Origin of the sequence: Rhodococcus sovatensis (assembly GCF_037327425.1) — a bacterium.
Lineage (GTDB): Bacteria > Actinomycetota > Actinomycetes > Mycobacteriales > Mycobacteriaceae > Rhodococcoides > Rhodococcoides sovatense.
In genome coordinates this window covers 729,705-742,346 of sequence record NZ_CP147846.1, presented here as the reverse complement: position 1 = coordinate 742,346, position 12,642 = coordinate 729,705, and the positions used below count along the sequence as shown (strand labels likewise).

At 60.0% G+C, this 12,642-nt stretch carries 8 protein-coding genes; 5 read left to right on the top strand and 3 right to left on the bottom strand.

Going from position 1 to position 12,642, the window contains the following annotated elements; genetic code table 11:
* The first annotated feature begins 696 nt into the window (after positions 1 to 696).
* Entirely contained in the window at positions 697 to 2,091 is a 1,395-nt protein-coding gene (locus tag WDS16_RS03500) for an ATP-dependent nuclease (RefSeq protein ID WP_338890525.1), read from the top strand.
* Positions 2,092 to 2,427: 336 nt separating this feature from the next.
* Here WDS16_RS03500 and WDS16_RS03495 read toward each other — a convergent pair whose 3' ends face one another.
* Entirely contained in the window at positions 2,428 to 3,894 is a 1,467-nt protein-coding gene (locus WDS16_RS03495; protein WP_338890524.1) for a HEPN domain-containing protein, read from the bottom strand.
* Between the two features lie 988 nt (positions 3,895 to 4,882).
* On the opposite strand from WDS16_RS03495, the gene WDS16_RS03490 reads away from it, so the two are divergent.
* The gene (locus WDS16_RS03490; RefSeq protein WP_338890523.1) at positions 4,883 to 5,380 is read left to right on the top strand and encodes a hypothetical protein; all 498 of its coding nucleotides are present in this window, start codon (positions 4,883 to 4,885) and stop codon (positions 5,378 to 5,380) included.
* 434 nt (positions 5,381 to 5,814) lie between these two features.
* Here the strand turns inward: WDS16_RS03490 and WDS16_RS03485 are convergent.
* Positions 5,815 to 6,962 (bottom strand): IS3 family transposase gene (locus tag WDS16_RS03485; protein WP_422395690.1). Its coding sequence is split into 2 segments (ribosomal slippage): positions 5,815 to 6,695 and positions 6,695 to 6,962, totalling 1,149 coding nucleotides; the frame shifts between segments, so codons are not numbered across the junction.
* Positions 6,963 to 7,160: 198 nt separating this feature from the next.
* Between WDS16_RS03485 and WDS16_RS03480 the strand changes: the two genes are divergently transcribed.
* From WDS16_RS03480 to istB, 3 genes are all read left to right on the top strand, one after another.
* The gene (locus WDS16_RS03480; protein WP_338890521.1) at positions 7,161 to 8,417 is read left to right on the top strand and encodes an IS110 family transposase; all 1,257 of its coding nucleotides are present in this window, start codon (positions 7,161 to 7,163) and stop codon (positions 8,415 to 8,417) included.
* A 73-nt stretch (positions 8,418 to 8,490) separates the two neighbouring features.
* Positions 8,491 to 9,987: an IS21 family transposase gene (gene istA / locus WDS16_RS03475; RefSeq protein ID WP_338890520.1), complete on the top strand. Its 1,497-nt coding sequence runs from the start codon at positions 8,491 to 8,493 to the stop codon at positions 9,985 to 9,987.
* Complete coding sequence (istB, locus tag WDS16_RS03470; protein WP_338890518.1) at positions 9,984 to 10,793, top strand: IS21-like element helper ATPase IstB; 810 nt, start codon at positions 9,984 to 9,986, stop codon at positions 10,791 to 10,793. Before istA ends, istB begins: the two co-directional genes overlap by 4 nt.
* Positions 10,794 to 11,099: 306 nt before the next feature.
* Here the strand turns inward: istB and WDS16_RS28210 are convergent, their stop codons facing one another.
* Positions 11,100 to 11,843: an HNH endonuclease gene (locus tag WDS16_RS28210; RefSeq protein ID WP_422395752.1), complete on the bottom strand. Its 744-nt coding sequence runs from the start codon at positions 11,841 to 11,843 to the stop codon at positions 11,100 to 11,102.
* Between the last annotated feature and the right edge of the window lie 799 nt (positions 11,844 to 12,642).

The window sequence follows — 12,642 nt, the reverse complement described above, 5'->3', positions numbered from 1 at the left end:
GCTGTGCATCGACGATCTCGACATCGCCTCCGACCTCGCAGTCATGACGGATCATCAAATCCCGATGCTTTCCAGCTGCGCCGAACATAGCTGCCGACTGCAGTTCTGCAGTATCTGCCCCGACAGACTGGTGTTCTGGGACAGAACCCCGCCAGGCTCGGAAGTGCATGCACCATCGATACCGGTACCTACGGCAGCCGCTGAAACCAACAGCGCAGTGTCACCGCGTTGACGTGCGGATCGGTCGAGCTCGATGTCGCCCGTGTTCACGCAGCGGTGTGGTTCCGGCTGCTTCGCACAGTCGTCGACGAAGTGGCTACACCGTTTATTCGTGGCGGGTGGTGGGCAAGGGATTGCGGGCGATTTGTGATTCAACCGGTCGTTCTCGGCCGGTCCATACATCGCGGGTTCCGTGCGGGAACCCGCTCTAGGACGGGCAAGCGGCAGTCCTGACTGCCGCCGCTACCACGATAATCGCAGTCGAGAACGTGCCGTACTCTGATTGGTCGTCACACTGGAGTCCCAGTCTGCAGTATCTGTCGGGGTTGTGCGTGGGGCGGGTGTGTAGTGAGAAGCAGACGTCGGTCCCGACCAACTCGATCGCGTGAAGCTGCGACCGCGGTTGTGAAAGACTAGGGTTCTAATCGTGCGGAGATAGCTTGGTACTGGAAATCGGATTATGAGGAGTTTCACTACATGTCTAAAGTTCAGTCTATTCAGTTAGGTGGACTACGCGGTTTTGACGAACTCCAGAAGATTGAACTTGCGATCCCCGATGGTGCGACAGGGAGCGGACTGACTATAGTTGTCGGCGCAAATAATAGCGGTAAATCAACCTTGATCGAAGCAATGCGCGCACTCGTGCAACAAGGGACCACATCCTTCTCTTCAGGCAAGCGAAACGCCAAGTTCGGCGATAAAGTGCAAATGACTATTACTGATATGGATGGCAGATCGAAAGAATTAGCGTCTATCGAAGCAGGTGGCAGTCAGACATTTTGGAGAACTAATGAGATTCCAGGTCTCGACCTCTTAGTAGTTCCGTCCCGCCGAGGATTTAATGCATTCTTTTCCAAAAACAGCCCCATCGACCGCGAGTCCTTCTCCTCACAGTACGGAATTCCAGCCTTAAGGTCGCAGATTCTGGATAATCAATTCGCTAGCCGCCTGTTTAAAATCAACGACGATCCTGATGCTAAGCGAAGTTTCAACAAGTTATTCGCCCAGGTAGTAAAACCTACACCTACATGGACGATTGATTTAGAAGACTCTGGACAATATTACTTGAAATTTCTCTGGGAAAACGGTCAAAGTCACACCAGTGAAGGTTTAGGGGAGGGAATCGTTAGTTTGCTTTCGATTCTCGATGGAATATACGATGCCAAAGATGATTCCCTGGTCGTTATCGATGAGCCGGAACTATCGCTCCATCCTCAATTGCAGCGAAGATTAAGGGAAGTGATCAGCCAGTTCGCGTGCGATCACCAAGTTATCTATTCGACGCATTCGCCCTATTTTATTAACTGGGGCGACCTTGCCAACGGGGCAACAATAGTCCGGGCCTTCAAGGACCCAAGAAATGGCGTTCAGCTACGCGAAGCGGATCACGACGTCATTAAACGGTTAGGCAAGCTGAAAGACGATCTTTTCAATCCACATATCTTAGGCCTCGATGCCGCTGAGGTATTCTTCCTTGAGGACAATGTGATTTTGACTGAGGGCCAGGAAGACGTAGTCTTCTTCAAGAAGATCGACGAAATACTGGGTGATCAAATGGAAGGCTCATTCTTTGGGTGGGGCGCCGGGGGAGCGGAGAAAATGGAAATTTTTATCAAGCTTCTCGACTCGATGGGATACAAAAAAGTTGTAGGAATACTAGATGGCGATAAATCATCCTTAGCGGCGGAGTATCGGGCAAAGTTTCCGAATTATCATTTCGAGGTGATCGCGGCCGACGACATACGGACTAAACCGGAGGTTAACGCCCGCCCTGCAAAAAATGGCTTGTTCGACGAAAAGAAAAACTTTAGACCGGAGTTCGAGTCCGCCACCAGGCACTTATACGGTCGGGTGAACCAATACCTGTCGTAAACCAGTGGGCGTGTCGAGGTCTGTTCGATGTCGTCGGCCTCAAGACGATAGAAATGGTCTATCCCGCCGACTTTCTTGGGTCCTACGAGCTGCCTGCGACCATTGTCGATCCGAACGGACCGTACCGCGCCTCCTCTGCCAGTGGTCCAACGTCTGGTTTAGGACTGCGGGACCACATGGTGGTGGTTGGGAGCATTCGGATCATTGCTCCGGTTGGTTGCGATTTCAGATACTTTTTCGATCCTGGCCCGCAATCTGTCGTATGACATGAAGACGACCATAGTTTCGGCGGATCAACAGCATCGAATCCGAATCCCGAATCCCGCCACGGATCGCTCAAACGGCCGGTGCAATGTAGTGTCCGGCGCGCCGGACCACCTCGTTCTGCCTGTCCTCGGACAACTGCAGTTCGGCCATGACGACGAGCTGCAGCAGCAACTGGGTTTGCTGGCGCAGAGCGAACATCTGATCCAGGTCCTCAGGTTTGGCCAAGTAGGAGGCCATGGAGTGCGCCAATCCGTTGCGAATTCGGGTCAGATCCCTGGCCCAGTTTTCGACGTCGGGCACGAGCGCGTCCACTGCTGGTGCGCTGGGAATTGCGGCGAGGTCGATCAATCGTTCCCGATAGGTCGGCTCGTTGTGGATGGCGTTCTGGAGGATTTGTTTCTCGTCGGGTTCGAGGTTTTTCATTGCAGTCGTCATGATTCGGGCGAAGTCAGCGGGCAGCATTCGGAGTGTTACAGGGGCGATCGAGCGGTGTAGTGCTTCGGCGGCAGCAGCGAGGATGAGCACCTCGGTTTGGAGAAAGGTGCGGTCTCCGTAGGTCAAGCTCAGGAGCATGTCGATGCCCCGCCGTGCCGTCGTCCGAAGTTCGAACCAGCGGGTGATGCAGTCGTCGATCGCCACGTCGGTTCCTGTGAACAGGTACTTGTGCGTCTCTTTGGTCGGAGTGCCGGGCGCCCTAGACGTGGTGGACCAGGGTGCGCGGACGGTCGCAACAACGGTGCGGTCGTATTCTTCTGTTCGTATTCTGCGTTCGTCGTCGAGGATTGGTCGTCGGCGGCGCTCCGGTGTCTGATGGGTAATGGTGTACTCAGTGATGGCGGATGGCTCACCGGTCGCGAACGTCACCAAATCAGCCACGGCATTGATTGCCTCGTCGAACCCATTGTGTCTAAGCGGCTCATCTGACTCGACAGTCATATAAGTTGCGGTTGTGCATGCTGTCTCCGCGGCCGAAGTCGTCAGGTCGGTGGAGAACAATCCCAGGCGGTTGGTGACCACCAGTCTCATTCCGTCGCTGATCGGCACAGTCGTCACCGGTTTCTGGTGAACCGTCGCTGTGCGGTAGCTGTTATCACCGACGTTCAATGTGTACGACACCTCCCAAAGCCCAGCCCACGCGTGGAAATTCTCCAGCATGAACGTCGCCGACGTGAAGACTTTCTCGTGCGCGTGCTCCAGATGCAACCCGACAAGAACGCGAGCCGGTTCATATGACTGGGATCGTACCTTCTCGTCGAACAAGTGCGAGTTGGTATGTGTGCAAATGGGATCGACCAGCGTGATCACTTCTCCATCCACCGTTATTCCGTAAATAGCCCCAAAAGCATCGTCACCGGATGCTTTCGACGCTTCACCGCCGTCAGTCGCAGCATGTTGCGACACAAAGCCCCCGAGAAGTCGCAAGCTTGCTTTGCCTTCAGAACTGATCGTCAGATACCCGGGTATTCGGTCCTCGGGGGTGCGTGGCAACCACCAATATCCCTCGAACCGAGCGGAGTTCCTATCGTTGTGCGGCACGCATCGATGCTATACGCCTTGCGCGAGGCGGATTCGCTACACGCGTATTCAACACCAAGGTGGCCGCCGGCGGCTGACGCGAGACAACGGAGATGGGCTTGAACTTCTTCTCCAAGCCTACGATCACGCGTTTGGACTGCCACCGGTTTGGTTGCCATCTGATCTGTGAGGACCGCTCTCACGCGCAACTAACCCCTTCGCGACGATCGCGGTCGAGTTGCCCGTCAAGACCGTGGGTCCAAGGTGCACTGCACCCCCAGGCTCAGGCCGAGATGTGGGCGTCCGTTCTTCGCGGACTGTCGGTGGGTTGTGCGATTCTTAATCCGTGCCGAACAACTCAAGAGACCGAGACCTCAACGCAGACCTGGCTGAGCAATTGGCTTTCCTACGCACTTCGTGTGACGCCTTCGACGTCGGGACCCTCGCAGAATCAAAGCGCATCGCCGTCACGATCCGAGTCTTGGTCCACGACACCGAGCGCAGTCGAAGTCTGCTTGCACAGCTCGGGAGCAAGGAAAGTCTGCGGTGGTCCGACAGTGCGCCAATCATCGACAACGACCCAACCGTCGCGGCGAGGAGCCCGGGGCTGACAGGAATGGGCGCAGCGCCGCAAGGCATCACCTTCCTTTCGCGTGATGCTAACCAGATTCGTACGTCGTCAACCACACGATATGTCGACTTCGACGAATGGTGGACCCGACCTGTCATTGTCGATAGCAAAGGAACTCAATTCAGTAGAAGACAGTTGATCCTGGCGTTGGCGAACAAGGACGGCGGTGCGCACATCGACCGCCTTCAAGCGTCGACCTTCGCCTTGATCCACGAAAATAGTGCTGGCTGGGTCCGAACGGGTGGAGGCAACGGCATCCCAGAGCCGGTCCCTACCCCGGTCTACGCTTCGGTCAGAACCGTTGGCGAAGAATTGTTTGTCACACTGTCCGACGTTGGTTATCTAGTACCAAAATCGACGGTAGCGCCTGAGCAGCTCGTGTCGATTTCGATCGATAACTTCAAGGCGGTAGAGGCAGGCCCCACGCCGATATTCGACGAGCGCGCGACAGGCAACTCTTCTGTGTCATTTGCGTTCGACTCACTTCCAGGCGCAACCGTCGAGGTGGTTCGGTGCGCAGACCAGCAACCGGACCCCGTCAGCGGCTTGAAATTTCCCGCCGGGTGGATGAGGTTCAGCGTTCGAGCCGACAAGAACGGACAGGTCTTGGCCGAATCCGGCAGTGCGGGCCCGGTGCCGGAGTCGACTCCTCCCGATGACTTTCGCTCCACAATCGGCTATAACGCGGTCGACTTCGTCTTCGACAACTTTCCGGAGGCCACGTTCCATGCGGAGAGGCTCACGACCGATCGATTCTCCATCGACGCATGGGGTTCCAAACACATTCAGAACGCAGGGTGGGTCGACGTTCACGTAACTCTTGGCGGAGCCACCTGGGTTGTGGGCGGCTTCGCGGGCCCGAGCACCGTCCAATGAACGGCAGGAAGTCCACTGCCATCTTCGAAAACGTGGCGGCACCGGTAAAGCGGCCGTCCTGAACCACAGACGAAAAACTACTCTGGTCTCGTGGCTGTCCGTGGCCATGAAAAAGTACCCACTGGTGGCCAGGTCGAGGTCCCCACTGGTGGCCAACTGAAAGTCCCCACCCCGTGTTCGTCGTGTCGATCAGGAACTTCTGGCCCGAGCGGTGACGGTGAAGGTGCCAACCACACCGCACCGCCCGGGGAGTTCCATTGAAGAGGTTGATGCCCCTGGCGGGGCGCTCGCGGGTGGATGAAACTTAGTGGTGCGTCACCCGCTGACGTCGGTGCAGATTGGCACCCTTCAAGTCCGTATTGAAGAGTGACGGTGGAGTTGGCAGGTCCCCGATAGTCGGGCCACCGTGTTCTAGAGCCACGGTGTGATTGATTTCAGTCGATCTCGCAACCCTCGACCGGTTGGTGGTTGTGGGTGCATTGGGCAGCGTACTCGGACGGCGTGAGGTAGCCCAGTGATGAGTGCCGGTGTCGATGGTTGTGGTCGTCTTTGAAGTCCTCGATCACCACCCTCGCTTCGAGAAGGCTCGTCCAGTGATTGCGGTTCAGGCACTCCTTCCGTAGTCGGTTGTTGAACGATTCGATGTGTCCGTTGTTCCACGGCGTCCCCGGCGGGATGTAGGAGATACCGACACGGTCGCGACAGAACTGTTGCAGCACATGCGAAATGAACTCCGGACCGTTGTCCATTCTCAGGACCATCGGCGGTCCGTCCCACAGCGCGAACGTCTTGTCGAGCTCGTCGGTCAGTCGTTGCGCGGTGATCGAGCGCTCCACGATGTTCAACAGGGACTGCCGGGTGTGTTCGTCGATCATCGACGCGATCTTGATCGCTTTCCCATCCACCGTGGAGTCGAACTGAAAATCCATAGCCCACACCACTTTCGGCGCATCGGCTTCGATCTGCGGGCAGGAGCTGATGCCGGCGCGTTTGCGGGGATGATAGATCCGAACCTGCAGACCCTCCTCCTTCCAGAGCCGGTGCACCTTCTTCTTGTTCACCGACATGCCCTGGTCGTGCCTCAGATGCGCCCAGGCGCGACGGAAGCCGTGCAGTGGATGCGAGCCTGCGTATGTCCGCAGCGACGCCCTCAGGGCCGCGTCGGGATCCGCGGGTGTGTCGGCGATCGGTGTTCGTGCGTAGGTGGAGCGGGCAAGCCCAACAGCTTTGCACGCCAGACGTTTCGACAGACTCATGGTGTTGACGAGCATGTCGACGGCGCGGCGCTTGGCGGCTGGGCTCAGAATTTTCCCTTCGCTACCTCCCGCAGTGCGTCCTTCTCCAGCTCGGCCTCGGCGAGCAGGCGTTTGAGCTTGCCGTTCTGCTCGCGCAGCTCCTTGAGTTCCTTCGCGGCATCGGTGTCCATCCCGCCGTACTGACGCCGCCAGTTGTACAACGTCGCCGCCGACACCTCGAGCTCCGCCGCGATCTCCTCTTGCGTCTTGCCTGCAGCGGTCAGCTCATCGGCACGGCGCAGTTTGCGCACGATGTCCTCGGCAGAGTTGCGCTTCCGTCCAGCCATGTTCTCCATCGTCCTATCCGCCCACTTCAGGGGCAACAAGACTCTAAAACGAGATGGCCCCGTTCACCGGGGACACGCCAGAGTCCGCACCGGTAGGTACTCCGGGTTGCTGCTGCGAGCGCGTGTCTGAGTTTCGAACGTTTCGCGGACTTCGCGGGTGACGCCCTGGCTAGTAGTTCTGCGGAGGAGGCGTCGAAGATGGAGATCGTATTTTCGAAGGTTGCAGGGATCGACGTGCACAAACGTCAAGTCACTGTGGCGGTGCGGGTTCCGGAGGGTGAGGCCGATAGCGGCCAGAAGCGAACGCAGCGGGTGCGCCGGTTCGCGACCTTCTACGGTGCGCTGCTTGAGATGGCGCAATGGCTTCGCGCCGAACAGGTTACGCACGTCGCGATGGAAGCGACCGGAGTGTACTGGCGGCCAGTGTTTCATGCACTGGCGGAGTTCGATGGGTTCGAAGTCCTATTGTGCAACGCGCACCATGTCAAGAATGTGCCGGGCCGCAAGACCGACGCAACCGATGCGGTGTGGCTGGCTCAGTTGTGTGAGGTCGGGTTGCTGCGGGGCAGTTTCATCCCGCCGGCCGAGATCGCAGCCGTTCGGGAGCTGACCCGGTATCGCCGAAAGTTGACCGAAGAACGCACTCGGGAGACCCAGCGTCTTCACAAGGTCCTCGAGGACGGTGGGATCAAGCTCGATTCGGTTGCGTCCGATTCCCTTGGGGTGTCGGGGCGGGCGATGATCACCGCTCTGATCGACGGAGTGCGCGACCCGGTCGTGTTGGCCAATCTGGCCCGCGGATTGATGCGGAAGAAGATCCCGGATCTGACGTTAGCGCTCTCGGGGCGATTCGCGGCTCACCACGGTGTGCTGGCTGGTCTGCACTTGGACCACATCAATCACCTGAACGAGATGATCGCCCGGTTGGAAACGCGGATCGATGAGGTCGTCGATCCGTTCGCTCGGCAGCGAGATCTGCTGATGACCATCCCCGGCATCGGCAAGCGCGCCGCGGAGACGATCATCGCGGAGATTGGTGTGGACATGTCCCGATTTCCTACCGCTGATCACCTGGCGTCGTGGGCCGGGCTGTGCCCTGGCAACAATGAGTCCGCGGGCAAAAGGAAGAAGACGGCAACCCGTAACGGCAATGCTCACCTGTGTAGTGTGCTGGTGGAGTCGGCGTGGTCGGCCTCTCGTACCAAGACGCGGTTGGGTGCCCGGTTTCGGCGCCTTCACCGGCGGTTCGGCAAGGCCGGCGGGAAGAAAGCCGCTGTCGCCCTGGCCCACACCATCTTGGTGATCGCCTGGCACATTCTGCATGATGAGGTCGAGTACAGCGATTTGGGTGCGGATTTCTATACTCCACGCAACAGTCCAGAGGTTCAGAAGGCCCGCTTGGTCCGGCAGCTCAAGGACCTCGGCTATAGCGTCGAGATCGGACCTGCGGCCTGACCGTCGCCAGCGGAGGTGCCTCGGTCACGTGGTCGGGCGGGAGTTAGTTTCGTCTGAGTCTGCGAGGGACCGTATGGACATCATTTCCGCTTACCGCGAAGTCGGGTCGTACCGCGCAACCGCCGAACTCGTCGGCACCACCCACAAGACCGTCAAACGCACCATCGACAAGTTCGAAGCCGATCAGGCCGGCCAATCACCACCGCAGCGGGCCGAGCGTGAACGCAACTACGCCGCCGTCACCGACCTGGTAGCCGAACGGGTCGACAAATCTCAGGGCAGAATCTCGGCGAAACGGATCCTGCCGATCGCCCGCAAGGCCGGCTACACCGGTTCGGACCGCAACTTCCGCCGCCTGGTGGCCGAGGAGAAGCAACGCTGGCGCACCGACCATCACCGCGGCCGCCGGCCCGCGGTGTGGGCACCGGGTGACTACCTGATCATCGACTGGGCCACCGTGGGCGGTCTGCACCTGTTCTGCGCTGTCATGGCGTACTCGCGGTGGCGGTTCGCTGCATTCGGCACCGACGAGAAGGCCACCACCACAATGGTATTGATCGCCGAAGCACTCGCCGCTGTTGGAGGTGTCCCGCGCAAAGTCCTCGCCGACCGCATGGCATGCCTCAAAGGCGGAGTCGTCGCGAACGTCGTCATCCCCACCCCGGACTACGTCCGCTTCGCTGCTCATTACGGGTTCGCGCCGGACTTCTTCCACGCGAACGACCCACAATCGAAAGGAGTGGTGGAAAACCTCGTCGGCTACGCCCAACGCGATCTCGCTGTCCCGTTGCTCACCGAAGCAGCCGTCGCCGGCACCACCGTCGACGTCCATACCGCCAACGTCGCCGCGAAACTCTGGTGCACGGAAGTCAACGCCCGCATCCATTCGGAGATATGCGCGGTCCCGAACGACAGACTCGACGAAGAGCGAGAGCTGTTGTCGCTCTTGCCATCGCTACGACTGGAGATCGGTCCACCACCGGTCACCCGTAAAGTCGACCACCTGTCCTGCGTGCGGTTCGCGTCCGCGCGCTACTCGGTGCCCGTCCGGTTGATCGGCGCGACGGTCACCCTCGTCCAGACCGAGGGACGGTTGGTGGTCGTCGAGCCGGCCACCGGTGAGGTCGTCGCCGAACACGACCTGGGTCAGCCGGGCACCGCTTCGGTAGTCGACGCCCACTACGGCGGTGCCCGACCCGCGCCCCATCGCGGTCCCAGGCCAAGAACCACTGTCGAGCAACAGTTCTGCGCACTCGGACCCGAAGCAGAAGCATTCCTTGTCGGTGCCGCCGCGATCGGCAACACCAGACTCGGATCCGAACTCGAAATCCTGCTGGCACTCGGTGCGGCGCACGGCACCGCGCAGTTGGTGGCAGCGTTGACCCGGGCGGTGGCCTTCCGCCGATTTCGGGCCGCCGATGTTCGATCGATCCTCGCTGCCGGTGCCGGAGCGCCGCAGCCCAGGCCTGCCGGGGACGCGTTGATCCTGGACCTACCGACCGCACCGACACGCTCACTCGATGCCTACGCCATCCGGCCGCCTGCCGCCGATACGCAGGTGCCGTCATGACCGACACCACCACCACAGTGGCGAAGCCTCCGAAGACTGCTGCACCCCAGCATGTTCCCGATCTCGCAGCCGATCTCGACGCCGGACTGCGGCGCCTGAAACTGGCTGCGATCCGCCGGACCGCACCGGAGGTGCTGATCACCGCGAAAACACAACGCTGGACCCCGGAAGAAGTGCTGCGGACGCTGATCGAGTCCGAACTCGCAGCACGCGATGCCTCCAACATCGTCAACCGACTCAAAGCAGCGGCGTTCCCGGTGACCAAAACGTTGGAGTCCTTCGACGTCGCCGCGTCGTCGATCCAACCGAAAGTGTTCGACTACCTCTCCAGCCTGGAATGGGTTCGGACACAGTCGAACCTGGCGATGATCGGACCCGCCGGGACAGGCAAATCGCACACCTTGATCGGACTCGGAGTCGCCGCCGTCCACGCCGGCCACAAGGTCCGCTACTTCACCGCCGCTGACCTCGTCGAAACCCTGTATCGCGGCTTGGCCGACAACACCGTCGGCAAGATCATCGAATCACTGCTGCGAGTCGACCTGATCATCATCGACGAAATGGGCTTCGCCCCGCTCGACGACACCGGCACCCAGTTGCTGTTCCGTCTCGTCGCCGGTGCCTACGAACGCCGCTCGTTGGCGATCGGATCGCACTGGGCGTTCGAGCAGTGGGGACGATTCCTGCCCGAGCACACCACCGCCGCCTCGATCCTCGACCGGCTTCTCCACCACGCCACCATCGTCGTCACCGACGGCGAGTCCTACCGCATGAAAGACGCACAACACCGAAAGGACCGCCCCTGACAAACCGGAAACATCAACACGGACCGGGGACTTTCACCTGGCCACCAGCGGGGACATCAACTTGGCCATTGACAGTGGCATTGACCTCCGAGAGATCACGCCGTCAACCTCCGTGACCCAGGTTTGAGCTGTCACAGACGATCGAATGAGCAGGCGAGGCGACTACCGGTGAGGCGCACCGATGGGCCCAGTGCTTTAGATAGGTGGCCCAATCGACTGGCGAAATCAGCTTATGGAGGTCACCCGTCCATTACAGACGACAAATTTGCTGCAGATGTTCTCAAACATGTTGCAGTGGTTAAGAACTCACGAAACGCCTCGCCTGGACAGCCACCGGTTGTAGTGCGGTTTGCACAGTCCCCGCGTATTCGACTCCCTGTCGCAGGATGATTCGGTGCACTTCGTTCCTGCCCGTAGGTGTCGTGCGTAGTGCGACTTACACAGTCCTTTCGCGCGTACCTGTTTATCGCAATCTGCTGCGGTGCAGTGCGAGGGCCGTTCGGGCCGGAGGGGTAGATCCGTGCTCCCATACTTGCGAAGCCGCCACCTGTAGGTGCTGCAGACACCGGCACTCTCGACACGGCGGTCGCAGTCCTCGACAGAGCAACTGGGAGGAGGCGGGATCGGACCGGATGATCGCCAGTCGGCGAGGAGCGGTTCGACCTCGTCGGGATCGCGCTTCCACGAGGGAGGCCTGTTGCCCTTTTTGATATTGCATGTCTTGTGAGCTAGCGCGAGGTTGACGGGGTCGTGTGTGCCGCCCATAGAGATTGGTAGGACGTGGTCGACCTCGGCCGCTAGCGGGTGCGGCTTGACTGCGTTCTGGGGTACGAAGAGACCGCAGAGAGAGCACGTGTCGCCGTCCCTGGCCCGTAGAACGTTCGCGGACAGGTAGAGGGATGCGCTTCGGTGGCGACAGTTGTCGCAGAGGCGTTTAGAGACGGGGGTCAGCCGCCGGCTGGAACCGTTGGCGGGAGCGAGATAGTCGATGCGCGTTCCGCATTGGGCGCACGCCCCGAACGTCGCAGCGTCGGCGTGGCGACGCGCCATGCCGCGACAGGCGCTGGAACAGAACGCCGCGGTGGCGTCTGCTCCGACTAACTCTCCGCACCAATCGCACGGGCCGTTCACGGCACGCTTCGGGCGGCCACCGATCGGCCGGAGGGGCGTGCCTGCAGTTCGTTGCTTGAGGTGAGTCGAACAGAGCCCGCGACCGCTTGCCTTGCGGTCGCAAGCGGGCCCAGCGCATCGCGGCCTGCATTCCGGGCCGCACCACCTTCGTCCCCTGGGTAGACCGGTCAGGTCAGACCCGCACCCACGACAGAAACGTTCCATGTTGTGCCCGCTCACGAAGCGACTGTGATGCACTGCGCATCGACCGCGAGCAGACGAAGGTCGCTCGCAGCCGGACTCGACGCAGTGCCGTGTCGGTATTTCCGCGAGCTCCTCGGCGCGGGTTGAAGCACTGGCAAGTGCACCTGAGCGCTGCAGCTCGGAATAGTGGCGGGGACACCTGCCGCGTGCCTTGACGAAGCGATCGCACCCCTCGACCGCGCAGATCCGGCCGTTGTCACGATTCGTACCTCTAGCCTTGTCGTAATGACGTGTACACAGTCCTTTCGCGGCCGCCGACCGCGTGCACTGGGTGTCAGAACATTCAACAGGCTTCGACTTTTCCATCGACCCCGTCCGCTGCAACCGCATCTTGTGCATATGGCATAGGCCGTTAGGACCTATCCGCCGCCGTCCGCACTCGGCCACGTCGCACGTGCCGCCTTGCCTGGACCTGCTTCCAGCGGGGTCACCGTACCTCCAGAATGCCTGATAGTGCTTGTCGCAGAGGCGATGT

Coding starts and splice junctions, on each gene's coding strand:
- WDS16_RS03500 (WP_338890525.1), top strand. CDS start 697: ATGTCTAAAGTTCAGTCTATTCAGTTAGGTGGACTACGCGGTTTTGAC.
- WDS16_RS03480 (WP_338890521.1), top strand. CDS start 7,161: ATGGAGATCGTATTTTCGAAGGTTGCAGGGATCGACGTGCACAAACGT.
- istA (WP_338890520.1), top strand. CDS start 8,491: ATGGACATCATTTCCGCTTACCGCGAAGTCGGGTCGTACCGCGCAACC.
- istB (WP_338890518.1), top strand. CDS start 9,984: ATGACCGACACCACCACCACAGTGGCGAAGCCTCCGAAGACTGCTGCA.
- WDS16_RS28210 (WP_422395752.1), bottom strand. CDS start 11,843: ATGGCGCGTCGCCACGCCGACGCTGCGACGTTCGGGGCGTGCGCCCAA.